The organism is Pedobacter rhizosphaerae, from assembly GCF_900111155.1.
Lineage (GTDB): Bacteria > Bacteroidota > Bacteroidia > Sphingobacteriales > Sphingobacteriaceae > Pedobacter > Pedobacter rhizosphaerae.
In genome coordinates this window covers 22,485-48,315 of the sequence record NZ_FOGG01000031.1, presented here as the reverse complement: position 1 = coordinate 48,315, position 25,831 = coordinate 22,485, and the positions used below count along the sequence as shown (strand labels likewise).

The 25,831-nt window shown below is 38.2% G+C and carries 25 protein-coding genes and 1 pseudogene; 2 read left to right on the top strand and 24 right to left on the bottom strand.

Annotated elements, in window-relative coordinates; genetic code table 11:
- Nucleotides 1–3 precede the first annotated feature (3 nt).
- From nuoL to BMX11_RS19015, 22 genes and pseudogenes are all read right to left on the bottom strand, one after another.
- Nucleotides 4–1,896: an NADH-quinone oxidoreductase subunit L gene (gene nuoL, locus BMX11_RS19125; protein WP_090887442.1), complete on the bottom strand. Its 1,893-nt coding sequence runs from the start codon at nucleotides 1,894–1,896 to the stop codon at nucleotides 4–6.
- A gap of 19 nt (nucleotides 1,897–1,915) precedes the next feature.
- Nucleotides 1,916–2,245 carry an NADH-quinone oxidoreductase subunit NuoK gene (nuoK, locus tag BMX11_RS19120; RefSeq protein WP_090887400.1) on the bottom strand — a complete coding sequence of 110 codons (330 nt, stop codon included), beginning with the start codon at nucleotides 2,243–2,245 and terminating at the stop codon, nucleotides 1,916–1,918.
- The gene (locus BMX11_RS19115) at nucleotides 2,245–2,748 is read right to left on the bottom strand and encodes an NADH-quinone oxidoreductase subunit J family protein (RefSeq protein ID WP_090887395.1); all 504 of its coding nucleotides are present in this window, start codon (nucleotides 2,746–2,748) and stop codon (nucleotides 2,245–2,247) included. The genes nuoK and BMX11_RS19115 overlap by 1 nt, the downstream gene beginning before the upstream one ends.
- Before the next feature lie 106 nt (nucleotides 2,749–2,854).
- The gene (locus BMX11_RS19110) at nucleotides 2,855–3,358 is read right to left on the bottom strand and encodes a NuoI/complex I 23 kDa subunit family protein (protein WP_090887392.1); all 504 of its coding nucleotides are present in this window, start codon (nucleotides 3,356–3,358) and stop codon (nucleotides 2,855–2,857) included.
- Between the two features lie 2 nt (nucleotides 3,359–3,360).
- Nucleotides 3,361–4,398, bottom strand: coding sequence for an NADH-quinone oxidoreductase subunit NuoH (gene nuoH, locus BMX11_RS19105; RefSeq protein WP_090887389.1), 1,038 nt, complete (start codon nucleotides 4,396–4,398; stop codon nucleotides 3,361–3,363).
- A complete protein-coding gene (locus BMX11_RS19100; RefSeq protein ID WP_090887386.1) occupies nucleotides 4,398–5,408 on the bottom strand; it encodes an NADH-quinone oxidoreductase subunit G in 1,011 nt (336 codons plus the stop codon). Before BMX11_RS19100 ends, nuoH begins: the two co-directional genes overlap by 1 nt.
- 64 nt (nucleotides 5,409–5,472) lie before the next feature.
- Nucleotides 5,473–5,901: pseudogene (locus BMX11_RS19095) on the bottom strand (ORF6N domain-containing protein); the annotation flags it as partial.
- A gap of 199 nt (nucleotides 5,902–6,100) precedes the next feature.
- Entirely contained in the window at nucleotides 6,101–7,468 is a 1,368-nt protein-coding gene (nuoF, locus tag BMX11_RS19090) for an NADH-quinone oxidoreductase subunit NuoF (protein WP_090887382.1), read from the bottom strand.
- A 62-nt stretch (nucleotides 7,469–7,530) separates the two neighbouring features.
- Entirely contained in the window at nucleotides 7,531–8,046 is a 516-nt protein-coding gene (locus BMX11_RS19085) for an NADH-quinone oxidoreductase subunit NuoE family protein (protein ID WP_090887380.1), read from the bottom strand.
- Nucleotides 8,039–9,253, bottom strand: coding sequence for an NADH-quinone oxidoreductase subunit D (locus tag BMX11_RS19080; protein WP_090887377.1), 1,215 nt, complete (start codon nucleotides 9,251–9,253; stop codon nucleotides 8,039–8,041). The genes BMX11_RS19085 and BMX11_RS19080 overlap by 8 nt, the downstream gene beginning before the upstream one ends.
- A gap of 3 nt (nucleotides 9,254–9,256) precedes the next feature.
- A complete protein-coding gene (locus BMX11_RS19075; protein WP_090887374.1) occupies nucleotides 9,257–9,757 on the bottom strand; it encodes an NADH-quinone oxidoreductase subunit C in 501 nt (166 codons plus the stop codon).
- On the bottom strand, nucleotides 9,757–10,299 hold the full coding sequence (locus BMX11_RS19070; RefSeq protein WP_090887371.1) for an NADH-quinone oxidoreductase subunit B: 543 nt from the start codon (nucleotides 10,297–10,299) through the stop codon (nucleotides 9,757–9,759). The genes BMX11_RS19075 and BMX11_RS19070 overlap by 1 nt, the downstream gene beginning before the upstream one ends.
- 206 nt (nucleotides 10,300–10,505) lie before the next feature.
- Nucleotides 10,506–10,877 carry an NADH-quinone oxidoreductase subunit A gene (locus tag BMX11_RS19065; RefSeq protein WP_090887368.1) on the bottom strand — a complete coding sequence of 124 codons (372 nt, stop codon included), beginning with the start codon at nucleotides 10,875–10,877 and terminating at the stop codon, nucleotides 10,506–10,508.
- 82 nt (nucleotides 10,878–10,959) lie between these two features.
- On the bottom strand, nucleotides 10,960–12,678 hold the full coding sequence (locus tag BMX11_RS19060) for a tetratricopeptide repeat protein (RefSeq protein WP_090887365.1): 1,719 nt from the start codon (nucleotides 12,676–12,678) through the stop codon (nucleotides 10,960–10,962).
- A 147-nt stretch (nucleotides 12,679–12,825) separates the two neighbouring features.
- Nucleotides 12,826–13,734 carry a PstS family phosphate ABC transporter substrate-binding protein gene (locus BMX11_RS19055; protein ID WP_090887362.1) on the bottom strand — a complete coding sequence of 303 codons (909 nt, stop codon included), beginning with the start codon at nucleotides 13,732–13,734 and terminating at the stop codon, nucleotides 12,826–12,828.
- Nucleotides 13,735–13,976: 242 nt separating this feature from the next.
- Nucleotides 13,977–14,798, bottom strand: a complete 822-nt coding sequence (locus BMX11_RS19045; protein WP_090887356.1) for an energy transducer TonB — start codon at nucleotides 14,796–14,798, stop codon at nucleotides 13,977–13,979.
- Between the two features lie 18 nt (nucleotides 14,799–14,816).
- Entirely contained in the window at nucleotides 14,817–15,323 is a 507-nt protein-coding gene (locus tag BMX11_RS19040) for an ExbD/TolR family protein (protein ID WP_090769108.1), read from the bottom strand.
- A gap of 3 nt (nucleotides 15,324–15,326) precedes the next feature.
- Nucleotides 15,327–15,941 carry a biopolymer transporter ExbD gene (locus BMX11_RS19035; protein WP_090887353.1) on the bottom strand — a complete coding sequence of 205 codons (615 nt, stop codon included), beginning with the start codon at nucleotides 15,939–15,941 and terminating at the stop codon, nucleotides 15,327–15,329.
- 77 nt (nucleotides 15,942–16,018) lie between these two features.
- Nucleotides 16,019–16,849, bottom strand: a complete 831-nt coding sequence (locus tag BMX11_RS19030) for a MotA/TolQ/ExbB proton channel family protein (protein WP_090887350.1) — start codon at nucleotides 16,847–16,849, stop codon at nucleotides 16,019–16,021.
- Nucleotides 16,850–17,149: 300 nt separating this feature from the next.
- Entirely contained in the window at nucleotides 17,150–18,745 is a 1,596-nt protein-coding gene (gene pckA / locus BMX11_RS19025) for a phosphoenolpyruvate carboxykinase (ATP) (RefSeq protein WP_090887348.1), read from the bottom strand.
- Between the two features lie 861 nt (nucleotides 18,746–19,606).
- Nucleotides 19,607–19,957, bottom strand: coding sequence for a translation initiation factor (locus BMX11_RS19020; protein WP_090887345.1), 351 nt, complete (start codon nucleotides 19,955–19,957; stop codon nucleotides 19,607–19,609).
- A gap of 44 nt (nucleotides 19,958–20,001) precedes the next feature.
- Nucleotides 20,002–20,883, bottom strand: a complete 882-nt coding sequence (locus BMX11_RS19015; RefSeq protein ID WP_175474618.1) for a diacylglycerol/lipid kinase family protein — start codon at nucleotides 20,881–20,883, stop codon at nucleotides 20,002–20,004.
- A 222-nt stretch (nucleotides 20,884–21,105) separates the two neighbouring features.
- Between BMX11_RS19015 and metK the strand changes: the two genes are divergently transcribed.
- A complete protein-coding gene (metK, locus tag BMX11_RS19010; RefSeq protein WP_090887342.1) occupies nucleotides 21,106–22,356 on the top strand; it encodes a methionine adenosyltransferase in 1,251 nt (416 codons plus the stop codon).
- Nucleotides 22,357–22,486: 130 nt separating this feature from the next.
- Here metK and BMX11_RS19005 read toward each other — a convergent pair whose 3' ends face one another.
- Nucleotides 22,487–23,626, bottom strand: coding sequence for a hypothetical protein (locus BMX11_RS19005; RefSeq protein WP_090887339.1), 1,140 nt, complete (start codon nucleotides 23,624–23,626; stop codon nucleotides 22,487–22,489).
- A gap of 24 nt (nucleotides 23,627–23,650) precedes the next feature.
- Nucleotides 23,651–24,544 carry a TssN family type VI secretion system protein gene (locus BMX11_RS19000; RefSeq protein WP_090887336.1) on the bottom strand — a complete coding sequence of 298 codons (894 nt, stop codon included), beginning with the start codon at nucleotides 24,542–24,544 and terminating at the stop codon, nucleotides 23,651–23,653.
- 117 nt (nucleotides 24,545–24,661) lie between these two features.
- On the opposite strand from BMX11_RS19000, the gene BMX11_RS18995 reads away from it, so the two are divergent.
- Complete coding sequence (locus BMX11_RS18995; RefSeq protein ID WP_090887332.1) at nucleotides 24,662–25,600, top strand: type VI secretion system baseplate subunit TssG; 939 nt, start codon at nucleotides 24,662–24,664, stop codon at nucleotides 25,598–25,600.
- Nucleotides 25,601–25,831: the final 231 nt, after the last annotated feature.

Genomic DNA, 25,831 nt, shown 5'->3' with positions numbered 1-25,831 from the left:
TTTTTAGATGTATAAAAATGTATATAGCAACAATGCGATGATACCGAATACCATCATGAAAATATAGAAACCTACATTTCCACTTTGTAATAGGCGGATACCTTTACTCGCTTCATTTGTACTCCAACCTAATCCGTTTACAATTCCATCGATGAACTTAGTATCCAAAACTTTATAGAAAAATTTAGATAAAGCATTTAATGGTTTCGTAAATAGGAAATCATAAATCTCATCTAAATAGAATTTGTTGTAGGAAAGTTTAGCCAAAGCAGAACGCGGTGCTTCATCTGCCACAGGAACATGAGCTCCTTTTACATATTTGCCGTAAGCATAAATTGTTGCCGCAACGGCTGCCAAAACAGAAATTCCCATTAAGGTAAACTCTGTACTATGGCTTAGCTCTAATTCATGCTGCGCAACCACTGGTGATAACCAATGTGCTAACCATTCATTTCCGCCAAAAACATGAGGAATATTGATTGCTCCACCAATAGCGGCCAAAGCTGCAAGAATGATCAATGGAAGCGTCATTGAGCCTGGTGATTCGTGAATATGGATTTCTGGATGATGCGTTCCTCTATATTTACCGGAGAAAGTCAAGAACATCATGCGGAACATATAGAATGCCGTTAAGAATGCGGTAAGTACACCTATTCCCCACAATATCGGACTTGCCTGGTAAGCATGTGCCAAAATCTCATCTTTAGAGAAGAATCCTGAAAAAGGAGGTAAACCTGCAATAGCAATCGTTCCAATCATCATGGTAGCGAATGTTGTTTTAAGTTTTCCTTTTAAACCACCCATGTGACGCATATCCTGTTCATGATGCATGGCGTGAATAACAGAACCAGCCCCCAGGAATAACAATGCTTTAAAGAATGCATGTGTTAATACATGGAAGAACGAACCTGTATAAGCACCAACACCAAGACCTAAAAACATATATCCCAATTGAGATACTGTTGAATAAGCCAGAACTTTTTTAATATCTGTTTGTGTTAAGGCAATAATCGCAGCAATTAATGCTGTAGCAATACCCACAACAGCAATGATATGTTGCGTTAATGGAGCAAGATCAAACAATACACTAGAGCGGGCAATCATATAAATACCTGCTGTAACCATGGTAGCGGCGTGAATTAAAGCCGAAACCGGCGTTGGTCCGGCCATCGCATCAGGTAACCACGTAAATAATGGCAATTGTGCTGATTTACCGCAAGCTCCGATAAATAATAAAATGGTGATTAAAACCATCGTATCGTTACCTGGTAACATCTTCGCTGCCTGTGGAAAGATCTTCGCAAACTCTACACTGCCGAAAAAGTTAAATAATAAAAATACTCCCAATAAAAAGCCAAGGTCACCAATACGGTTCATCACAAAAGCTTTTTTAGCTGCAGAAGCATAAGCAGTATTGGTATACCAGAAACCGATTAAAAGGTATGAACATAACCCAACGCCTTCCCATCCGATAAACATTACAATATAGTTTGAGCCCAATACCAATAAGAGCATAAAGAACACAAACAGGTTTAAGTAACTGAAAAATTTACCGAAACCTTCGTCATCGTGCATATAGCCCGTAGAGTAAAGGTGGATCAGGAAACCGATTCCCGTGATGATTAAAAGCATGATTGAACTTAAAGGATCAACCAAAAACGATAACGGAATATGCAAAGTTCCTGCACTGATCCAATCAAATAAAAATACTTCGTGAGATTTTTGCGTATCGCCTTGTAAACTAAAGAAAATAACTACGCTAATGATAAAAGAAGCCAGGATTACTCCACTTCCAATCACACCAACAAGCCCTTTAGATAAAGATTTTCTGCCCAGCCCGTTAATTACAAACCCTAAAAAAGGAAGTAAAGGAACCAACCAAATCAATTGTTCTATTGTCATTCTTAATATATATTTACCACTTAAGGCGATTTAAAACATTAATATCTATTGATTTCGTATTTCTATAAACCATTACGATGATACTTAAGCCAACAGCTACTTCTGCAGCTGCAAGTGCCATAATGAAGAATACAAAAACCTGACCTGATGGGTCGTTGCTGTGAACAGAGAAGGCAGTTAAAAGCAAGTTAACAGCATTTAACATCAGCTCTACTGACATGAAAATTACGATTGCGTTTCTACGGGTTAACACCCCAATTACACCAATAGTGAAAATAATTGCACTTAACCAGATGTAGTGGTTTAACGGAACGCCTTGAAGTTGTGTAGTTAAATTTTCCATTATGCTTCTACCTCATCTCTTTTAGATAATAAAACGGCTCCAACCATTGCTGCCAATAGTAATAGAGATGATAATTCGAATGGTAATAAGAAAGGTCCGAAAAGCTCTTTACCTAAATTTTCTACCAAACCTAATTCCTGATTTTTCAAAATTAAAGGGCTTGTAATGCTGGCAGATTTTAGCGAACCGATTAAAGTTACCACTAAACAACCTCCTGCAATTACGCCAATAATCTTAATTAATGGTGATTTGGCTGGCTCTGTGTCTTTGTTCAGGTTAAGGAGCATCAACACAAATAAGAATAATACCATGATGGCCCCCATGTAAACGATAAAGTTTACAACAGCCAAAAACTGCGCATTTAATAGTACGTAATGCACAGTGAAGGTAAAAAAGGTGAGAATTAAGTACAAAACGCTATGGATCGGATTTTTTGCAAAAATCACCATCAGCGAAAAGATGATACTTAATGTAGCTACGAAATAGAATACTTGTGTACTCATTAATTTGTTTATTTATCCGCCCCAACAATGTAAGGCATGAAGCAATCTTATTCTTTAGTCTATTGCTCTAGGATTGCTTCGTTCCTCGCAAAGACGATATTGTTTATTATTTTTTCATCTCCAAAGGAGCCTCTACCAACTTATCCTTCCCGTAAATGAAATCTTTACGCAGGTAATCAGCAGGAACTATTGGTCCATCTAAATAAATGGCCTCCTTCGGACAAGCTTCTTCGCACAAACCACAGAAAATACAACGCAACATATTGATTTCATAAGTTGCCGCATACTTTTCTTCGCGGTATAAGTGCTTCTCTTCATTTTTACGCTCGGCAGCAATCATCGTAATGGCTTCAGCCGGGCATGATAGTGCACATAAACCACAGGCAGTACAACGCTCGCGACCTTGCTCATCACGTTTAAGCGAGTGCATTCCTCTAAAGTTGGTAGAGAATTCGCGCTCTACCTCTGGGTAACGTACTGTAGCCGTTTTCTTAAACAAGTGGCTAAAAGTAATGGCCATACCTTTACCAATTGCAGGGAGATATAACCGCTCTGCCAGGTTTAAAGGTTTTTGCTCTAATACTTTTTTCTTATTACTTAATGATTCCATAATTAAAACTTCTCAATAACCGCAATCACAATTCCTGTTACAATAATATTGGCAATAGCCAATGGGATTAATCCTTTCCAGCCCAAATTCATCAATTGGTCATAACGGAAACGAGGGATAGTCCAACGTACCCACATAAAGAAAAAGATGAAAGCAAAAATCTTTAAAAAGAAAATACCCGTTCCGAATAATGGAGCCCAGGTAGGTCCCAAAATTTCAGCCATCGAATCCATTCCCGGATAGTTGTATCCACCAAAATATAATGCTGCCATTACTGCAGACGAAACAAACATATTGATATACTCTGCAAACAGGTAAAAACCTAATTTCATAGATGAATATTCTGTATGATAACCACCAATCAACTCTGTTTCACACTCCGGTAAATCGAAAGGAGCACGGTTGGTTTCTGCAAAAGAACACACCATAAAAATGATGAAGCCTAATGGCTGATACAACACATTCCATCTCCAGCCATGTTGCTGATCTACGATTTCCTTTAAGCTTAAAGTATTGGTAATTAACAGCAAAGCAATGATTGATAAACCCATTGCAATTTCATAGCTGATGTTTTGCGATGCCGCACGAATAGCACTTAATAAAGAGTACTTATTATTAGATGCCCATCCACCAATCATAACGCCGTAAACACCTAAGGAAACTACACCAAAGATGTACAATACGCCTACATTGATATCTGAAACCTGTAATGGTACAACCTTATCGCCAATAACCATTGGGCTTCCCCATGGAATAACTGCCGTTCCTATACAAGCACAAAGTAATGCTAAACCAGGGCCTACAACAAAAAGCCATCTGTTTGATGTGGTAGGAATAATTTCTTCCTTCATGAACATCTTTACACCATCTGCTAAAGGCTGTAAAATCCCGAAGGGACCAGCTCTATCCGGACCTAAACGATCTTGTAAGTATGCAGCAACCTTACGTTCTGCATAAGTAGAATACATGGCAATGAGTAAACTGATGCCGAAAATTACAGCTACCAGTAGGAATTTCTCTATAATAAAACCGCTATCCATTAGTATTTTACTGTTTTATGTAATTCAATTTCATTAGCTGCCTGTAATGCCGGATTAGGGTTAATTACTGGCAACGGCTTTAAGGTTTCGTAGTGATTTGATGCAATTACAGAAGTGTCATCAATGTGAGTCGGGTGCTCAATAACCCAATCAGAAGTAGCTTTTTTATCGAAACGACAAGTGTTACAGATAAATTCTTCAACTTCACCAAATTGATCTTTACGTGCAGTAACCCTCAATACATCTTCACCCTTATACCACAAAGTTACTTTTCCATTGCATTTTTCATGATCACAGTTGCGGTGAGCATCAACTGGCTTGGTAAACCAAACCCTGTTTTTGAAACGGAAAGTTTTATCTGTTAAGGCACCTACCGGACAAACATCGATTACGTTTCCAGAGAAATCATTATCAACAGCTGTTTGAATGTAGGTAGAAATTTCTGAGTGGTCACCACGGTTCAAGATACCATGAACACGCTTGTTTGTAATCTGATCGGCAGTAAAAACGCAGCGATAGCACAAGATACAACGATTCATGTGCAACTGGATTTTATCTCCGATATCGATACGATCGAAAGTACGGCGCTCAAATTCGTAGCGTGTTTTTTGTAAACCGTGCTCGTAACCTAAATTTTGCAAATCGCACTCTCCGGCCTGATCGCAAACCGGGCAATCCAATGGATGGTTAATCAATAAGATCTCCACTACACCTGCACGCGCTTCCAAAACTTCAGGAGAAGTAATATTTAACACTTCCATGCCATCCATTACCGTTGTACGGCAAGATGCAACAAGCTTCGGCATTGGGCGAGGGTCTTTTTCAGAACCTTTAGTCACCTTTACAATACAGGTACGGCATTTACCACCACTGCCTTGTAATTTGGAATAATAACACATTGCTGGCGGCACGATATCCCCTCCAATTTGCCTTGCAGCATTCAGGATGGTTGTTCCGTTATCAACCTCTACTGTTATTCCATCTATCGTAACCTTAATTTTTTCACTCATGGTTAATGATATTCATTTATTTTCTATGCTTTATACCCGTATTATGAAGTAACCAGCAATCTTTTTATTTATGCTTCCCTTTTGAAATTTCGTAACCAATTTTTATTCTTGGTTCAGCCTTCTTTTCCAAGAGTTCATCAAAATACCTGAATATGATTTCAATATTTCGATCCTGGCTGTCTACTTTCTTTCTTATTTTCTCCACCTCCAACCTTATCTCCGTATTACTCAAAACCATTGTTCTAAGCTGAACAAATACATCGATAATTTTAATACTAACTTCTATCGCCTGCTTACTTTTTAAAACATTCGATAGTTGTAAAATACCATGCTCACTAAAGGCAAACGGAAGGTATTTCGAGTGTTGTCCGTGTCTTAAGGTCGCAAATTGCGACCTTAAGATTTCATTTTCTTCCTTCGTTAACTCGAACATAAAATGTTCAGGAAAACGATCTATATTCCTTCTAACCTGCTCTTTTAACCGTTTAGTATCAACGCCAAAGAGCTATGCCAAATCAGAATCTAACATCACCCTAATTCCCCTGAAAAGAAATATTTTATTAACTATTACTTCATTAGGGATGATTGTGGGTGATATAGCTTCTTTCATTTACATATATTCAATGTTTTAAGTTATAATCCTAAGGTCGCAAATTGCAACCTTAGGATTTTAGTATCACAAACCGTAATATCTATTTTTCTTCTGTTACCGGAGCTTTTTCAATTGGTTTTGCATAATCTGCAATCCCATAATTTTGCTGCTGGCTCTTAACCGGCTCTTTAATATGCCATTCAAATTCATCCCTGAAGTGACGGATAGCACTGGCAACTGGCCATGCAGCGGCATCTCCTAGAGGACAAATCGTATTACCTTCAATTTTACGTTGAACATCCCATAATAAATCCACATCATCCATTGTTCCATGTCCATGCTCAATCTTATGAAGGATTTTCTCCATCCATCCCGTACCTTCACGGCAGGGAGAACACTGACCACAGCTCTCATGATGATAAAATCTGGAGAAGTTCCAGGTATTACGAACAATACACTGATCCTCATCAAAAGCGATGAAACCGCCTGATCCCAACATCGTTCCGGTAGCAAAGCCACCTTCCGATAAAGATTCATAGCTCATTAAGCGCGGTTCGCCATTGGCCAACTTCAGCGTTAGGTTTGCAGGTAAAACTGGAACAGACGATCCACCGGCAACAGTAGCTTTCAATCTTTTTCCATTGGCAATACCCCCACAATATTCATCCGAGTAGATAAATTCTTCTACCGGTAAGCCCAACTCGATTTCGTAAACACCTGGTTTAACTAAATTACCAGATGCAGATATTAATTTTGTACCGGTACTTCTGCCGATACCAATTTTTGCATACTCATCGCCACCATCATTGATAATTGGAACAACAGCAGCAATGGATTCAACATTATTCACTACCGTAGGGCAGCCATATAAACCTGCAATTGCAGGGAAAGGTGGTTTAATTCTTGGATTGCCTCTTTTTCCTTCTAATGATTCTAACAAGGCAGTTTCTTCACCACAAATGTAGGCTCCACCACCAGGCTGAACATAAAGTTCCAAATCGTATCCTGTTCCCAATATATTCTTACCCAACCATCCGGCAGCTTTAGCTTCGGCAATTGCTCTTTCTAAAATGCGGATCTGAGGCATCATTTCTCCTCGTACATAGATGTAGGAAACCTTAGCACCTAAAGCAAAGCTCGATACAATCATTCCCTCAATTAATGCATGAGGAATATAAGTCATCAAGTAACGGTCTTTAAATGTTCCTGGCTCAGACTCGTCGGCATTACAAACTAAATAACGCGCAACTCCTTCTGGTTTAGCTAAAAAGCTCCATTTCATTCCCGTTGGGAAACCCGCACCACCACGACCGCGTAAGCCTGATTTCTTTACTTCTTCAACAATCTCTTCAGGTGTTAAAGTTTTAAGGGCCTTCTCCACGGCACGATACCCGCCTTTTTGGCGATAGACTTCAAGCGTGTTGATGCCTGGTACGTTTATATGCTCAAGTAACAGTTTTCGAGACATTTTAATTAGTCTATAGTCTTGTGTCTATAGTCTTGAGTCAAATCCGACTCAGAACTTAAGACTTAGGACTTATTTGTTAAATCTTCAATCAATTTATCTACGCTTTCCGTTGTAAGGTTTTCGTAGAAGGTATATTCAGGGCTTATTTGCAATACCGGGCCAAAGCCACATGCAGCAAGGCACTCTACGCCTCTGAAACTAAATAATCCATCAGGAGTTACCTCTCCTTCTTTTACACCTAGTTTCTCTTCCAGATGGCTCAATATCTTTTCAGCACCTACCAGGCAACACGGACCGGTACGACAAACCTCCAAAGCATATTTACCTTGTGGCTTTAAGAAGTACATCGTGTAAAAAGTAGCTACTTCATAAACTTCAATAGATTGAATGTTCAAATATTCAGCTACCTGATCCATTGCTGAAGTGCTAACCCATAAATATTCTGCCTGAACCAAATGTAATAGTGGTAACAAGGCCGATTTTTGTTTTCCTTCTGGATAACGGCTTTTGATCTCATCAAATTTGGCCAGCAATTCTGATGAAAACACTACAGGTGTTTGTTCTTCTACTTTAAGCATCTAATTCTCCTGCAATAATATTCATACTACTCATGTTGATAATGGCATCAGACAATAACATGCCTTCGCTCATTGGTGCAAACATTTGGTAATTTATAAAACTTGGTCTGCGGAAGTGTAAACGGTAAGGTGTACGTCCACCATCATTAATCAGGTAGAAACCTAATTCGCCGTTACCACCTTCAACAGCGTGATAAACTTCAGCTTTTGGGGCATCAATTTCTCCCATCACAATTTTAAAGTGATAGATTAATGCTTCCATATTGTTGTAAACTTCTTGTTTTGGAGGAAGATAAAATTCTGGAACATCGGCATGAAAAATACCTTTTTCTTCCGTTTTTAATTTCTCCATGGCTTGTTCAATGATGCGCAAACTTTGCCACATTTCTTCATTACGCACTAAATAGCGATCATAAATATCGCCACTTGTACCAACCGGAACTTCAAAATCGAAATCCTGATAAGAAGAATAAGGATCGCTTACACGAACATCATAATCTACTCCTGTTGCACGTAAAAGTGGGCCAGTCCAGCTATATTCCAAGGCTTTCTCTTTGGTTACCTCTGCTACGCCGGCAGTTCTGTCAATAAAGATTCTATTTCTATTTAATAAAGCTTCAAATTCCTTTAAAGCTTTAGGGAATTCTTTTAAAAACTTGTTGATTTTAGCGAAAGCGACGTCATTAAAATCGCGTTCAAAACCTCCAATACGACCAATGTTAGTGGTTAAACGTGCACCACAAACCTCTTCAAAGATTTCGTAGATGTGCTCGCGGAATTGGAAAAGGTACAAGAATGTGGTGGTTGCGCCAGTATCCTGGCCAATAATTGTATTACAGATGATATGATCGGCAATACGGGAAAGTTCCATAACGATTACCCTTAAGTAATCTACCCTTTTAGGCAACTTGATATTTAACAACTTCTCAACCGTCATGTGCCAGCCCATGTTATTGATTGGCGAAGAACAATAGTTCAAACGGTCGGTTAGGGGGGTAATCTGATAAAAAGGGCGATGTTCGGCAATCTTTTCGAATGCGCGGTGAATGTACCCAATTGTAGAAACGCCACTTACAATACGCTCGCCATCTAACTGCAAAACGTTTTGAAAAACACCGTGTGTAGCAGGGTGTGTTGGACCTAAGTTTAAGGTTACCAATTCACTCTGCGGATCATTATCTGTAAATACCGGATGGTTATGATTCATAATTTACCTTCCAAAAAATTCGTCTTTTTTATCAACCCTATTCGGATCTTCTAATGGATATTGCTTCAACATTGGGTGCACTCCCAGGTCGTCCATATTTAAAATACGACGAAGATCAGGGTGTCCTTCAAACTTAACTCCAAAAAAATCATAAGTTTCGCGTTCCATCCAGTTAGCCCCTTTCCAAACAGTAGTAGCCGTTGGAATAGTTGGATTTTGCTCGGAAATAAAAACCTTAATTCTGATTCTCACTCTTTCTACCATATTATTCAAATGGTAAACTATTGCAATTCCATCCTCCTTTTCAGGATAATGTACAGCAGTAATATCAGTTAAGAAGTTAAACTTAAGATCGTCCTTTAAGTAAGAAAGTACATTAACAATTACATCTTTGGTGGTTACAAATGTTAGTAAACCATAAGGCTCAGAAACACCTGTTACCTTCTCACCAAACTTTTCAGTTAGTTTGTTCAGGATTTCGTTATTCAGTGTAGCTTCTTCCATTATTTAATGCCGTATTGACCTAAAAGATTTTTATAATACTCTGAGTTTCTTCTTCTGCCAGATTCGTTTTTAACCAAATCCTGAATTCTTTGGAAACCATCAAGGATAGCTTCTGGTCTTGGAGGACATCCAGGAACATAAACGTCAACCGGAATCACCTCATCAATACCCTGCAATACAGAATAAGTATCAAAAATACCTCCGCTACTTGCGCAAGCTCCAACAGCCATAACCCAACGTGGCTCTGCCATTTGGATATAAACCTGTTTCAAAACCGGAGCCATTTTCTTCGCTATGGTACCCATCACCATCAAAACATCGGCCTGACGAGGAGAGAAGCTCAAACGTTCTGCTCCAAAACGACCTAAATCATAATGAGATCCCATGGTAGCCATAAACTCGATTCCACAACAAGAAGTAGCGAATGGAAGTGGCCATAATGAATTTGAACGGGCCAAGCCGATCACTTTATCCAAAGAAGTGGCAAAATATCCAGGTCCTTCAGTTCCCGGTGGCGCATCAACTATATTAATTTCACTCATGTCTTTAAACAAAAAATGCTCATCCCTTTGCAGAATGAGCAACAAATTTACAATATTTTAAAGGCAATCAAACTAGATCAACTGGATTTAGAACCTTTCTAAATAGGCAAAAACCCCTTAAGTTAGTGTAGGCTATACACTTGCCGTGTTTAAGTACAACATTATAATTTTTAGTGATTAACTGTAAGCCAAAAATTACAATCGGCCTAGTTCCAGTCTAATACTTTTTTCTTGATTACGTAGATAAAACCTAACAATAAAGTACCCATGAAGATAAACATCTCAATCATACCATCCATTTTCAAGGTTCTGAAATTAACTGCCCAGGGATACATAAAGATTACCTCCACATCGAAAAGAACGAAGAGGATTGCTACTACGAAATACTTAATAGAGAAGGGCTGGCGAGCATTACCCACAGACTTAATCCCTGCCTCAAAAGTTTCTAATTTATCGCTTGTTTTACGTTTTGGACCTAAAAGATGTGTTGCAACCAATGTAGTTACCACAAAACCTAATGCTACGATAACCTGAAATATAATGGGAAGAAAATCTATTGGGGCACTTTGCGCTTGCATAATAAAGTATATTTTGATTGCAAAAGTAAAAGAAAAAGGCAGGATAACAAAACCCTGCCTTTTCTAAATGATTTTTATTTGACTATTTTTTTCCTTTAGTTGCTGCTGCCGGAGCATTTAACTCTTTCAACTTAGCAGGTGCAAATGTACCTGTTGGGTTAGCTGCAATACTCTTGTTAAAATATTCCTTTGCTTTTTCTTTGTCTTTATAGTAGTAGAAACCACCTAAAGAATCATAAGCTTCAGAAAGTTTTTTACCATTTGCAGAAGCTACTTCTGGTTTTTCAGTTACTTTTTGAATAAACTGCTCAAAGAACGGATTAGCTAAACCTTTAGGATCTTTTTCATCATCCATTAGGTTATTGATACGTGCTCTCCATAAGTAAGCATCATAAGTATCAGGTGCAAGTTGAGTTACTTTAGCGATTGAAGAATCAGCTTTCACTAAACCATCCTTAGTTGGATTTTGCTTTGCGCTGTATTTTCCAGCATAATCAAAGTAGTAAGCAAGTGCATTGTAATAGTAGTTATACAATGAACCTTTACCGTTAGGATTTGCTTTAATTGCTTTTTCGTAAATCTGTGCAGATTTATCATACTTCTTAGCATCGAAATAGCTTTTTGCGATTTCTGCCAAGGCATCTGCATTAGTTGAATCTTTCTCAACAGCTTTGCTGATATTTACCAAAGCTAAGCTATCCTGACCAGCTCTTAATTGCGATTTACCTAAGTAAAGGTAATCGTTAGCTAAAATTCTGGATTGATCTTTCTCTTTGGCGAAGAAATCTGTCATATCAGTTAAAGCTTGCGGATATTGAGCATTCTCATAAGCAGACCAACCTTTCATCCTGGCTACTACAGCAGCTTTAGGGCTATTTGCAGGAACCTGAATTGTTGAAGCTACTTGCTGCAACGTTTTGAAATCTTTAGCATAAAATAAGAATGTCATATAACGTAACTGAGACTCTAAAGATTTATCAGTTAAATCAATATATTTTTTATAATTCTCAATTCCTTTAGCCGCTTTTTCTTTATCAGCTCCGAAGTTACTCCATTGTAAATATAACTCACCTAATTCGCGGTAAGCAGGACCATAGTTAGGATCTGCAGCAATTACATCTTGTAATTCCTTTTCACCTTCTGGAAATGCACGAGATTCTTTATACATTTTACCGATCTGCGTTTTTGCTCTTCTGTTGTTTGGATCAACATCATTAACACGCATGTAAGGGCCTAAAGCTTCAGAGTTTTTCTTTTGCAAGGCATAGGCATCTCCAAGAGCCAGGAATACATCAGCATCCTTATCTTTCGAATCCAGTTCGTCAGCTTTAGTGATATTCGCTAACGCATTTGTGAAGTCAGGCTTTGAAACATCATCACTTGGTTTATCCTGAGCTAAATATGCTCTACCGATTTGCAAGTAAGTTTGATAATCTTTTTTACCTAATTCGATTGCTTTATCAAAATTAGTTTTCGCAGAAGCGGCATTGTTTGATAATAAATCTGCTTCTCCTAAACCGATCAGGTTTAAAGCGTTTTTAGGATCAGCTGTTACGCCTTTAGTAAATACGGCTCTTGCTGAATCGATGTAACCTGTTTTCAGGTAAACCAAACCGAGGTTGTAATAATTGTCGCCATCTGAGGCTTTAGAGCTAACCAACGATTTAAGCATCGATGAAGCTTTTTGATACTGCTCTGCGTCAATGGCTTTTTTCGCATCACTTAAACTTTGAGCAAAAACTGCAGAACCCATCAACACCAAACCTACATTTAAGGTTATTGCTTTCTTTGAAATTTTCATTGGATCAATTTTTTGTTTTTTAATGTTCTGTACATCTGGTCGGAGCGAGTTCTACTTTATCCAAAATCTCTAACCGAAACCTACCAAACATTGGTTTTAACAATAATGAAGCATTATCTCTAAATACTTCGTGGTTCAATTTATAATTTATTTATTACTTTCTTTCGTTAAATTTATTTCTCTAGGCATCAACTTGTGAGGGCCAAGTCCAGATTTAAGTACAATCAACTGTCCCCTCTGACTTCTTAACCATGTTGCAAATCCTGTGCCTAAACCGTCTCTCCCTTCGCAATCAATAATATTTATATTTCTTAAAAAGGGATAAACTCCGTTAATAAGATTTTCTTGCGTGGGTTTATAAAACTGATCGTTCCCTACTTTGCCTTTTTCATCTTTAACCCCAAGTAATTTAACCTGGGCAAGGTACTGGGCCATTTCGGTATTCTGATCAGAAACCCAATTTACGCCCAAAATACCAATAAAATTTTTATCCTGTGCAATTAGTTTGATAACTTCATTGCTAGATTGTTTTGAATAAACGTTTTTTGCGGGAAATTGACTGATATTAGCCAATTTTTTAAAGTATTGAAAGGTACTTGAATAAGCGTTATCAAAGACCAATTTCTTATCTGAATTTCTCCCTTGTAATACATCAATCACTTCTTTAACGGTAATTGTGCTGTCGATATTGTCTTTATTGGTAATTAAAGCTATTCCATCAATGGCAAACCGAATGGAATTGATTTTAATTCCCCGCTGGTTGTAGTACTTTTCTTCCTTTTTGCTTAATAATCTGGGCATTACGATAACGCGGACACTGTCATTCAAAAAGGCTGCAATGATCTTTTCTTCAGGTTTAACGGTCGTTTGGAATTTGGCATCCGGATAATCCAGGCTAAAGATATCAATTTGTTTCTGAACGATTGGGCTAACGCTTTCATCAACCAGCATCCTCAATGTTCCGCTGGTTCTGCTTTCTTTAACACTTGCAGTTTTATCTTTTCGCTTACACGAGATTAAAGCAAGTACCATCAAAATGAAGATAATATTTTTCATTATTGGCTTGAGTCGCGCCTTCCAAGACTTAACAATCTTACGAAGGCATAAAAAATTAAAAAGATTCCTATTGCGATACGCCCCCAGGCTGGGATAAAATTAAAACGCAAGGCAAGTGGAGGCCAAAAGATGAAGGCGAGTCCCATTACGAGATATAACAGGAATGCCGCTAGCCCTAAAATGAGCAAAAACCGCTGTTTAGGCGATTTTTGCTTAAAGATATCAAAATTTAACATCTACTATTAGTTCAATGTAAAGTTAACGTTGATATTGTATTTTACCCTTACAGGTTTACCATTTTGAATACCTGGGTTCCAACGTGGACTGGCTTTCAATACGCGGATAGCTTCTTCATCTGTTCCGCTACCTAAACCACGGGTAACTGTAATATCGGTTAATTTACCATCTTTTTCTACTACGAAAGATAAAAACACTTTACCTTGTACGTTATTTTCCTGAGCCATTGGTGGATATTTAATCGCACCGCCTAAGTACTTGTAGAATTTAGGTAAGCCTCCTGGAAACTCAGGTTGTTTCTCGATACTAACAAAGTCATAAACCTGGTTATCATCTACCGCAACCGCAGCTTCTCTTTTCGGGCCTTCACCAACTGGAGCAGCAATTACGATGTCTGCAGTTGGATCACCTTTAATATCTCTTTGACCAGGGTCTGCCTCTTTCAACTTTTCAACGGTTGGAGGTTCCTCATCACGTACTTGCTCATCTGGCTTTACGATTGGAGGTGGCATTTTTACCTGATCTACCTTTGGTGGAGGTGGCTCTACCGGAGGTGGAGGTGGGGTTTCTGGGTTAACTGGGGGCGGAGGTGCAATAATTACTTCCTGCGCTTTTTCAATTGGCTCGTCCTCTTTTAAAGAACCTTTAATTAATCCGTAGATTTTTGGAGCAAAGAAAAGCGCTAGAAATAATAATGAACCAATAATTAATGCCCGAGTGGTATTGGCCCCATTGGTTTTACGCAATTGGTAGGCACCGTAGTTTTTGTTTTTTTCAGCAAAAACTACATCAATCCACTCCCTTCTTAAAATATCTAATTTTGACATGATTACTGATTTAACAAATTATAAAATACCTTGAGATTTCATTGATTCCTTTTCACTATCCAAGATATTGTCATCATCAATCTGACGAACTTTTACCTTTAATATTTCCAATTCATCCATAATATCAACAAAGTTCTTGAAGTTTGAACCGCTTGTTGGTTTCACTAAAACCACAAATTCGCCTTTTACTCCAGATGCATCTGCTTTTTTTCTATTTTCGATAATCGACTTGTCAACTTGAGATAAGCTTTCATAAGTTGGAGCTGTTGCACCAGCCTCTCCCATATACCAGGCTACTTTATCGTTTTTACCTAATAAAATAGTCATGGTTTTAGAAGCTTTCAGTTCCAACCTGTTATCCTTGTTGTTGTCATCTTTATCTGGCTTCACAATATCCATTGCTTGTGGCGTAGATATCGAAGTGGTTAAGATAAAGAATGTTACCAAAAGGAACATCAAATCTACCATCGGCGTCATATCTACTCTCGGGGTGGCTTTCTTCCCACCTGTGTTTAATTCTGCCATTTCTTATTTTTTTCTAGCTTCAGCGTTGGTAACCAATAAGAATTTGTTTACTTTCTGCTTCTGCAAAACATCTACGATTTTTTTAACTACAGGATATTCCTCTTTAGAATCGCCCTTGATACTTACACGCATTGGCTGCTGATTAACTTCAGCTGTTGCGGTACGTGCTTGTAAAACCCAAGAGTTCAACTGATTGTCTGTAGAGTCTGTAGGAATCCCGGTTTGTACACCTGGTTTCATACGGTCTGCTCCAGACATGGCTAAGAACGATTTTAAGCTTGAAACGGGAACACCAAATGTAGATACTACAGAGAATTTTTTAATTTCCTCGGGAGTAAAATTGATTTTGTATTGTTGTCCGATCAACTCTAAGGTTCTCGCCCTAACTTTCTGGCCTGCTACTTCGAAGAAAACCTTTCCCTGACCAATGGTTAACGTTGCATTGTTTTCAGCTGGAACCTTAAATTCATACGTAGATGAAGGTGTTGATACCGCTAGTGGTTCTGGTTGTCTTGCCGTAGCAGTTAATATGAAGAATGTAAGTAACAGCGCAGCTACGTCGCACATGGCGGTCATATCTGTTACTGTACTGGTTCTTTTAACTTTAATTCTAGGCATAATTTTAATTACTTTTTAATAATGATGATCTTTTTCCCGGTTTTCCATAAAGCCGGTAAAAATTTTTTCAAAATTTATTATTTATGCGAACTAGCGTAAGTCTGAACGATGCTAAATCCAGCTTCATCGATAGCGTAAGTTAACTTATCAATTTTTGAAGTTAAGATGTTGTACATGATAATCGCTAAAGTAGAAACCGCGATACCAGTCATGGTGTTAATTAGGGCCTCAGAGATACCTACCGCTAATGCAGCCTGATCCGGAGCACCAGAGTTAGCTAAACCGGCGAATGCACGGATCATACCTGTTACTGTTCCTAATAAACCGATCAACGTACCGATAGATACTAATGTAGCGATGATGGTTAAGTTTTGCTCTAACATAGGCATTTCCAAAGCAGTTGCTTCTTCAACTTCTTTTTGGATGGCTACGATTGATTGCTCAACATCTAAGTTCGTGTCAGCTTCAACCTCGCTATATTTTTTCAAACCTGATTTAATTACGTTAGCAACAGATCCTTGTTGTTTGTCACACTCAGCTTTAGCAGCTTCGATGTTACCAGCATTTAATAAACCTTTTACTTTGATAATAAAAGTATCTAAGCTTGATTTACCGCTCGCTTTGCTAATAACGATTAAACGCTCGATAGAGAAAACGATTGTTGTTAATAATAACCCGATTAATACCGCTACGATTGGACCACCTTTGTAAGCTGTACCAGGATAGTTATTTGGCAAAGGTAAGTTTTCGTTGTTGTTATCAATAAAGTTTGAAGGATCTCCTAATACGTATCTCCAGATAACGAAGCCAATTACAATACAGATAGGAATTACCAATGTTGCGAAAACGTTAGATGCACTTGAAGAGCTCTCTTTTTTAACAGTTGTTGGTTTTGGTGCGTTTGCCATTTTTTTTTGAATTTTAGTTTTAGTTTCTTGTTTTAATTTTTAGCTGTTTTTTTCTTTTGTAATACACACAACGTTTATTACCCGATATTGTTGCGAAAAACAAATTTATAAATTGATTTTAAATTACAAATTAATAAATCGATAAACAATTAAATCGTTACTTAACTTTTAGTTTACGGTAAAACCACCTAGCTGTATAACAAAAAAATTGCCTCAGCTGGAGACAATTCTTTCACAATAAAAACTAAAAAAAAATCCAAATGCAAATTTTTCGATGAAAAAATCCATTTTAAAGGCTATTTAACACAATTTTAACACCTCTTCGGGTATTTTCACCGGCTTTGGTTCTTCAAACTGCTTAAAATTTTGGATGAAGGCTTCATGAAGTTCGTTTGCTTTTTGTTCATATTCTCGCTCACTTGGCCAGGTTTTAGCAGGATCTAAAATTTCTGAAGGAACGCCCGGACATTCGACTGGCATCATCAGGTTGAAAATTTTATGTTCCTGGTAATTTACACGATTTAGTTCACCGCTGAGGGCGGCTGTAATCATAGCCCGGGTATAGCTTAACTTCATTCTTTTACCCACACCATAAGGACCTCCGCTCCATCCGGTATTCACCAGCCAAACATTAACCTGGTGCTTCTGCATCTTCTCTCCAAGAAGCTCTGCGTACTTTGAAGGATGCAAGGGTAAAAAGGCTTTCCCAAAACAAGCAGAGAAGGTAAGCTGTGGCTCTGTTATTCCTGCCTCAGTACCTGCAACCTTAGCTGTATAACCACTCATAAAATGATACATGGCCTGCTCTACATTTAACTTCGAAATTGGGGGAAGCACGCCAAATGCATCTGCAGTTAAAAAGAATATGTTGCGGGGAACAGATGCAACCGACGGTAATATAGCATTATCAATATAATCTATAGGATAGGCAACCCGGGTGTTTTCTGTTTTATCTATGTTGCAAAAATCAACATTCTGAGTTCCGGCATGGAAATTAATATTCTCTAAAAGCGCTCCAAATTTTATGGCATTATAAATCTGAGGTTCATTCTCCTGGGTCAGGTCTATACATTTAGCATAGCATCCTCCTTCAAAGTTAAAAACTGAATCTTTTCCCCATCCGTGTTCGTCATCGCCAATAAGCCCTCTGTTTGGATCTGCAGAAAGCGTAGTTTTTCCTGTACCAGAAAGGCCAAAGAAGATTGCTGTATCGCCATCCTTACCCACATTGGCCGAGCAATGCATGGATAGCGTATTCTTATATATAGGCAGAATAAAGTTGAGTACAGAGAAAATTCCTTTTTTGATCTCACCGGTATAACCACTTCCGCCGATTAGAATCATTTTCTTCGTAAAATTGATAATAGAAAAGTTTCCCTGACGCGTACCATCTACCTCTGGATCGGCTAGAAAACCTGGTGCAGCAATAATCGTCCACTCGGGATTTGGCCCCAATTCTTCGGCATCAGGACGAATAAAAAGATTATTAGCGAAAAGATTTTGATAGGCTGTTTCGGTAATCACCCTTATAGATATGGCGTAGTCGGGGTTTGCACAAGCAGAGGAATCGCGCACATAAATGGTCTTATCTTGAAGATAAGTTGTAATCTTCTTAAAAAGCCCATCAAACTTCCTGGGATCGATCTTAATATTAATATCGCCCCACCAAACCGTATCGGCAGTTATTTCATCACATACAATAAATTTGTCTTTAGGGGAGCGTCCTGTAAATTTTCCGGTATCTACAGCTAACGCCCCTGACGAGGCTAGCGTGCCTTCTTTGTTCAACAATGCCTCATCAATTAGCTGGGCTGCTGTAAGTTGATACCTTACGGCAGCGTGGCTACCCAAATTTAAATAGCTTAAATCTGGCGCTTGCAGTTTCTTTTTGCTCATAACAATAAGTTAGTTAGTACAGCAAAGGTAAGGGGTTGCAATTCAAAAAAACTAGTGTTTTACATTAATTTTTTACATATTGTAGCAAATACACTATTATGTAAACATTTTATTTACAATGATTTACAAGCATTTTCACAGGGGTAATTTTTCTAACTTTTTACACTAAGCAAGAGAAATTATATTGATAATTAGAGCGGGCTTAAGATTGATCGCGTCTTTTGTTTCAATTAAGGAGTTAAGGAAAGTTAAGGGGGGATTTGGACTTTCAACTTTTCACTTTCAACTTTTTACTATATTTCTTTAAGCTTTATCAACCCGAAGGAGTTAAGGCCATTCGTAGCTTAAACCTTCTATTTTTAACTCAATTGATTTATGCTTTTTATATATAAACATTAAGGAGTTAAGGAAAGTTAAGGGGATTTGGACTTTTCACTTTCAACTTTTTACTATATCGCTTTAGGCTTATCAACCCGAAGGAGTTCAGTCCATTCGAAGCTTAAACCTTCTACTTATAACTCACTTGATGTATGCTTTTTATATAAAAAACATTAAGGAGTTAAGGAAAGTTAAGGGGATTTGGATTTTCAACTTTTCACTTTCAACTTTATACTCTATCGCTTTACGCTTATCAACCCGAAGAAATTAAGGCCATTCGTAGCTTAAACCTTCTACTTATAACTCAATTGATATATGCTTTTTATATATAAACATTAAGGAGTTAAGGAAGAATTTGGACTTTCAACTTTTCACTTTCAACTTTTTACTATATCGCTTTAGGCTTTATCAACCCGAAGGAGTTCAGTCCATTGGTACCTTAAACCTTCTACCTATAGCTTCCTTTCAAAGGTTTATAACGAATTATCCTCCTGCTTTCTTTACTTTATAACCTTCCTTTTGTAGAATGATTACAACTTTATCTCTTACATCACCCTGAATTAAGATTTCACCGTCTTTAACTGAGCCACCAACACCGCATTTATTTTTGAGCATTTTACCCAGTATTTCCAGATCTTCGGTTTTACCCTTATAACCTGTAACTAGGGTTACGGCTTTCCCTCCACGATTCTTTTTATCGAGCATCACGCGTAAGTCTTGTTGTTGATTGGGTGGGGTAAGCGTATCGTCTGTTTCTTGCTCGTACTCAAAATCTGGATTAGTTGAGTACATAATTCCACCTAAATCGCTTAAACTATTTTTCTTTGGCTTCATAACGAATAAAATATGAGAGGGGTATAAAAATGAATATGTAAACTTTATGGTACAATTACTTGTAAAGATCCGGGATGCACAATTACCTTAATTTCGGCATCCATTTGTAAAGGCTCGCCATCTATATGCACAGCGCCTTCTTTTTCCCTTTTAATTTCAATCTGTTTTCCTTTAATGATTTCAATCATATCAGAAGTTTCGGCCTTTCCTCTTAACATTACATAACTGAGAAGGGGCAACTTTACTATAGGGAAAGGCTTAATAATGCAAACATCCAGCAAACCATCTTTAACTGATGCCCCCGGGGCAATATAAACATCGTTTCCGTATTGAGAAGAGTTGGCTACCGTAATGGCAAAAGCCTTTCGAGTGTACTCTACACCATCTATATTTAAGGTATACTGTTGAGACTTATAGTTAAAAATTTCTCTTATCCCCAGCTTCAGATAACCAGACAATCCTCTTTTCTTATCTTTTGAAAAAACAGCGCTCAAATGTGCATCGAAGCCCATCCCGGCCAGATTGAAGAAACTTTTCTCATTAAAGGTTGCCGAATCGATACGATCAATTTTAAATTGATTGATAACCTGAATGGCTTGGCGCATATTTTTAGGAATATGCAGAAACCGGGCTAACCCATTACCAGAGCCTAAGGGTAAAATACCCAAAATTTTCTGATGTTTTAACACCTGGGTAGCCACTTCATTGATCGTTCCATCGCCACCGGCTGCCACAATTATGTCAAAATTCTTGTTGGCTGCTTCGTCTGCAAGTTCAGCTGCATGGCCTACATACTCGGAGAAAACAAAATTCGGACTGAACTTATTTTTATCCAAATACTTATCGATAAAGTCGGGGATGCGTACTTTTCCCTTACCACCAGAAATGGGGTTGATGATAAACAGGATATTTTTCTTTGTGTGCAAGTCGTGAAGAATGAAAGCACAAAATAATCTATAATTTTTGAAATAAAGAAAATATGCTAATTTTGCGACACTAGAGTGGACTGATTTGCTATTTTCTGCTAGCGCAGAAAGGGATTGCAACCACTTAAAAAAAAGTGCTAATACCTCCTTCAATCAATTTAAAACCTGTTTCCAGGGGTTTGGCATAGTTAAAGTGTTTATTTATCATTAATTATTTAATAAATGTCATATTTATTTACATCAGAATCTGTATCTGAAGGCCACCCAGATAAAATTGCCGATCAAATATCGGATGCATTAATTGATAACTTTTTAGCTTTCGATCCTGAATCGAAGGTTGCCTGCGAAACCTTAGTTACAACAGGTCAGGTTATTTTAGCTGGCGAAGTAAAGTCTACAACGTATTTAGATGTGCAACAAATTGCCCGCGACGTGATCAAAAAAATTGGTTACACTAAGAGCGAGTATATGTTCGAAGCTAACTCATGCGGTATTCTTTCTGCTATTCATGAGCAATCTCAGGATATTAATCAAGGGGTAGACAGAAGCAATAAAGAAGAGCAGGGAGCAGGAGACCAGGGTATGATGTTTGGTTATGCGACTAACGAAACCGCAGATTATATGCCTTTAGCATTAAATCTATCTCATAAATTATTACAAGAGCTTGCTGTTTTACGCCGCGAAAACAACGAAATTACTTACTTACGTCCTGATGCGAAAAGCCAGGTTACTTTAGAGTACGATGACAACAATAAACCTGTTCGCATTGATGCTATTGTGATTTCTACTCAACATGATGATTTTGATGAGGAGGAGAAAATGTTAGCCAAAATCAAGCAGGATTTAATTGAGATTTTAATCCCTAGAATTATCAAAGCCAATCCGCAGTATGCGCATTTATTTAATGATGCCATTCAATACCACATTAACCCAACAGGAAAATTTGTTATTGGCGGTCCACACGGCGATACCGGTTTAACAGGCAGAAAAATTATTGTAGATACTTATGGTGGTAAAGGTGCACACGGTGGTGGTGCATTCTCTGGTAAAGATCCAAGTAAAGTAGACAGAAGTGCGGCTTATGCAACTCGTCACATTGCTAAAAACTTAGTTGCTGCTGGTGTAGCGGATGAAATATTAGTTCAGGTTTCTTATGCCATTGGTGTTGCAAAACCTATGGGTATCTACATCAATACCTATGGCACTGGAAAAGTAAATAAAACTGATGGCGAGATTGCGAAAATTGTGGAATCTATCTTCGACATGCGCCCTTACTTTATTGAGCAACGCTTAAAATTAAGAAATCCGATTTATAGCGAAACTGCAGCTTATGGCCACATGGGACGTACACCTGAAACGGTGAGCAAAACTTTCAGAACTCCGAATGGGGAAGAGAAAACGGTTACCGTTGACTTGTTTACCTGGGAAAAGTTAGACTATGTTGATCAGGTTAAATCGGCCTTCAATATTTAGTAAACAAAAGAGCCACCTGAACGGTGGCTTTTTTGTTTAGTTACGGGTTGTGGGTTGCGAGTTATGAGACTGGATGCAAAAACATAGTTCGTTTTATCATCAAGTACCAAACCGAAATTAACTTTACACCCTAATCCAACAATGTCCAGGTTTTTCTGGCCTGTACCTGCTGCACAACCTGTTGCTCGGCTACAACGATATTTTCTTTGCGCTGGCCGATATACTCTAATGCTCCTAGCTTGTTCCAAAGCGCTACAAGTACCGTTAAAAATTCGTTTACCATCAGCATCGATTGATTAATCTGCTTGTGATCGTACACGAGCTCTATGGTTTTGGATAACAACTCTTCGAAATTACCAGGAGTAACATCCTTCCACTCGTAAAAATACTTTAACAACTCTTCTCTTTCTTTCGGATCAATTAATTTAATGGCCGTGAAAAAGATATGTGCCAGGCTGGAGAAGTAACCCACAAGCATTGCGGGAGACTCTTTATATGCGATGTTTCTATACTCGTAAAAGATCGTGGCGATAAAATCAACCATCTTTTCTGAAATGATCCTGATGTTTTTACCCAATTGGGTTATGTTATCGCGGCCACCGGTTTTATCGATAATTTTGAAAGATGTGAGCTGAAGCTCGTTAAGCAATACGCTGAAACTTTCATAGTAGCGAATCAGTACGGGATGACTGGTAATTGTTGAACTTGGTGGAATATAACTGCGGTTAACGCTTAATCTGCCATTTTCATGATAAACCTGTCCGATAGTTAAGAAATAATTGTCGGGCATTTGACTGGCAATTTCATTTTCAGGCAATACCACAATGCTGTAGGCCTTCGCTAACTCGGGATAACGTAAAGGGCTTTCTTCAGGATCGGGTGTTCCGGCAGGCACTCTGTTAAACGGATTTACAACCAGTAAAATGGCATAATTTCTAGGTTCCGACTGACCGAAATAATGATTATGAACCAGGTTATCCATGGCATCGCTCTGCTGAATATCGATATGACATCCCTCTGGGGTGATGGCATTACAATAACGTACGCGAATTTCTATGTGATTGGTTGCCTTTTCAATGATCTCAATATCATGCGAGCTGTTATATCCGGTAAAAGGCGGCAAAAAGCCATAATTGCTGTTGTTGATATTGAGTGAAACAGCATTTCTTACAAAATCCTGTAAGTAGAGATCACTTAAGGTAAAATGATCACTGGAGAGCTTCATTCCATTGATCCAGTTAATCGATCTGTATCTCAGCGGTTTAATCATAGTAAATGTTTTTATAGGTTAGATTTAGATAAAGATAGCGCTTTCACCTACCTCATTGGGTACATTAACGTTTTCTGAGACCCTTTTGGCATAGATGGTCATTTTTTCTGAGATTCCATTTTCAGTAATATCCAAATCGGGATCTATGAATATGTTGCGTTTAAAGAAAGATGTTTTAATAAAAAAGATCCAGCGGTAACCATCATGGTCTTCATCTCTGAACTCCACAGGGTTCTTCGCAAATTTGAGGTTATAATCATCTATGAATTTGTGAAACCAGATACCAAAGTTCATATTTTCCGGGGCCTTAACCTTTACCTTGAGAGGCTCCGGGTCAGTACTTTTTTTATACAGTTCGAGCTCTAAAACCAATAGTTTATTAAAATCTACATGATCCATATTGATATCTAATGGTGTAGCAGGGTATTTCCATACCTTATATATTTCTGAAGGAATCTGGAGTAAAGAAACATAAGCCCACCAAAAAATAAGCGGCACAAAGAAACAGGTAATACTGCCTGCACCCCACCAACCGAAATTAACATCGCTTAACCAGTTAAAGGCCAGCTGAAAAAGGTAAAGAGAAAGGATTGCTGCGATTAAAGTTGCAAAAAATATAAATACCTTACGTTCTATCAGTGGAACTGCATAATATTTCGTCATTAGAAAAACGAAAAGCACGCCCAATAAGAGATAGAAAATACAGCAGATGATGTAACCCCAGGGCATGAAGTTGAAATTAAGGAAGCCTAAAAAACCGGGGATAGCTAAAATAATTCCGGTGAGCAGAACACTTACAATAAGTTTTTTGTTGTTTAGAAACTGATTTTTTTTGTTGATGATGGTAAGTACAACTGTAGATACCAAAAAAATAAGTGGAAATAAGAGGTAACGAATAAAAAATGATTGAACGTCCATTGTTAGAATTAGATATGATGTATTACAAATATAGTATCTTTAAGAAATGATTTTGATGCATTGTTTGTTCGATAATGTAAATTTAACCTATAACAAAGAAGCAAGCTTAAAGTTTAAATGAAAAAAGGAAAGCTGGTTAACAACGAACTATTTACTGATTATAAGGCTGTGGCACATGCTGCTGATTTGATTGAGCGCCAGGTAATTGATGCCGACCGGATTGAGGTTATTCCTGTTGGTGCAGATAAACGGGCTTACGCCAAGGAAATTGAGGAAACTGTTGAATACTTCTCAGAGAAACGCCTGCATGACCGAACACGAATCCTGGTAAACCGGGAAGGGCTTTACGACATGCTTCCGGAAGGTTTGTTTCACCGCCCGCCAAGAGGTAGTTCAGGAATGGACGAAGAGGGGATGATTAAAGACATTCGCGAGCGGAGAGATGAAGAAAAACAAGCCCGTTTGTTTTTTAGTCCCTTTGATGCCGAACTCAATCACGCCCGAATCATTACTGAGTTATACGAAAACCAACTCGATAAGAAAACGACTTACACCAGTTTAAACCAGATTTTCGAATACGGATGGAAAGAATTTAGCCTATTAAACAAGGAACAAAGCATTATCTGGATGCACTTATTGCCTGAAATTCAGCAGAAAAGGAACGATATAGATTTTGCCTCTAAAGTTTTAACAGCATTATTTAATTTATCTATATCAATAATCCCCAACAACAATATTTCAAAACCGCTTCCCATAGCTGATGGCTTGCAAATGCAACTAGGTAAAAGCGCATTAGGAATAGACACCATTATTGGAAAAGATTTTATACCAGAAAATGAATCACTCAGCATCAATATTGGCCCTAGCTCTCCTCACGAATTGATAAGCTTTATGCCTGGTGAAAAAAATCGTGAAATCTTAGACATGGCAATAAGTTATCTCATCCCAATGGATACTGAAATAGACATAGACCTTATTACAGCGGCCGATTATCAGGAAAGCATCCTATCTGACGATGGGGAGAACGTGTTTTTAGGGTATACGGTCTTCTTGTAATGATACGTAACAGATTTAACCACCTTAGGCACCTAAGAAGGCTCATGCCCCATAACTCATAACACGCAACCCATAATACTTTCAACCACCTTAAGCACCCATGAAGGCTCATGCCTCATAACTCACAACACGCAACCCATAACGCTTTCAACCACCTTAGGCACCTAAGGAGGCATCATGCCCCATAACTCACAACACGTAACCCATAATACTTTCAACCACCTTAGGCTT

What these genes read in the sequence shown, in the direction of transcription:
- BMX11_RS19085 (WP_090887380.1), bottom strand. Translation starts at nt 8,046, where the DNA reads ATGCTTAAAGTAGAAGAACAAACACCTGTAGTGTTTTCATCAGAATTG.
- pckA (WP_090887348.1), bottom strand. Translation starts at nt 18,745, where the DNA reads ATGAGCAAAAAGAAACTGCAAGCGCCAGATTTAAGCTATTTAAATTTG.
- BMX11_RS19005 (WP_090887339.1), bottom strand. Translation starts at nt 23,626, where the DNA reads ATGATTAAACCGCTGAGATACAGATCGATTAACTGGATCAATGGAATG.
- BMX11_RS19065 (WP_090887368.1), bottom strand. Translation starts at nt 10,877, where the DNA reads ATGCAAGCGCAAAGTGCCCCAATAGATTTTCTTCCCATTATATTTCAG.
- BMX11_RS18995 (WP_090887332.1), top strand. Translation starts at nt 24,662, where the DNA reads ATGAAAAAAGGAAAGCTGGTTAACAACGAACTATTTACTGATTATAAG.
- BMX11_RS19080 (WP_090887377.1), bottom strand. Translation starts at nt 9,253, where the DNA reads ATGAATCATAACCATCCGGTATTTACAGATAATGATCCGCAGAGTGAA.
- BMX11_RS19040 (WP_090769108.1), bottom strand. Translation starts at nt 15,323, where the DNA reads ATGGCAGAATTAAACACAGGTGGGAAGAAAGCCACCCCGAGAGTAGAT.
- nuoK (WP_090887400.1), bottom strand. Translation starts at nt 2,245, where the DNA reads ATGGAAAATTTAACTACACAACTTCAAGGCGTTCCGTTAAACCACTAC.
- nuoH (WP_090887389.1), bottom strand. Translation starts at nt 4,398, where the DNA reads ATGGATAGCGGTTTTATTATAGAGAAATTCCTACTGGTAGCTGTAATT.
- BMX11_RS19035 (WP_090887353.1), bottom strand. Translation starts at nt 15,941, where the DNA reads ATGCCTAGAATTAAAGTTAAAAGAACCAGTACAGTAACAGATATGACC.
- BMX11_RS19045 (WP_090887356.1), bottom strand. Translation starts at nt 14,798, where the DNA reads ATGTCAAAATTAGATATTTTAAGAAGGGAGTGGATTGATGTAGTTTTT.
- metK (WP_090887342.1), top strand. Translation starts at nt 21,106, where the DNA reads ATGTCATATTTATTTACATCAGAATCTGTATCTGAAGGCCACCCAGAT.
- BMX11_RS19055 (WP_090887362.1), bottom strand. Translation starts at nt 13,734, where the DNA reads ATGAAAAATATTATCTTCATTTTGATGGTACTTGCTTTAATCTCGTGT.
- BMX11_RS19100 (WP_090887386.1), bottom strand. Translation starts at nt 5,408, where the DNA reads ATGAGTGAAAAAATTAAGGTTACGATAGATGGAATAACAGTAGAGGTT.
- BMX11_RS19060 (WP_090887365.1), bottom strand. Translation starts at nt 12,678, where the DNA reads ATGAAAATTTCAAAGAAAGCAATAACCTTAAATGTAGGTTTGGTGTTG.
- BMX11_RS19020 (WP_090887345.1), bottom strand. Translation starts at nt 19,957, where the DNA reads ATGAAGCCAAAGAAAAATAGTTTAAGCGATTTAGGTGGAATTATGTAC.
- BMX11_RS19030 (WP_090887350.1), bottom strand. Translation starts at nt 16,849, where the DNA reads ATGGCAAACGCACCAAAACCAACAACTGTTAAAAAAGAGAGCTCTTCA.
- nuoF (WP_090887382.1), bottom strand. Translation starts at nt 7,468, where the DNA reads ATGTCTCGAAAACTGTTACTTGAGCATATAAACGTACCAGGCATCAAC.
- BMX11_RS19000 (WP_090887336.1), bottom strand. Translation starts at nt 24,544, where the DNA reads ATGGACGTTCAATCATTTTTTATTCGTTACCTCTTATTTCCACTTATT.
- BMX11_RS19075 (WP_090887374.1), bottom strand. Translation starts at nt 9,757, where the DNA reads ATGGAAGAAGCTACACTGAATAACGAAATCCTGAACAAACTAACTGAA.
- BMX11_RS19115 (WP_090887395.1), bottom strand. Translation starts at nt 2,748, where the DNA reads ATGAGTACACAAGTATTCTATTTCGTAGCTACATTAAGTATCATCTTT.
- BMX11_RS19110 (WP_090887392.1), bottom strand. Translation starts at nt 3,358, where the DNA reads ATGGAATCATTAAGTAATAAGAAAAAAGTATTAGAGCAAAAACCTTTA.
- BMX11_RS19070 (WP_090887371.1), bottom strand. Translation starts at nt 10,299, where the DNA reads ATGAGTGAAATTAATATAGTTGATGCGCCACCGGGAACTGAAGGACCT.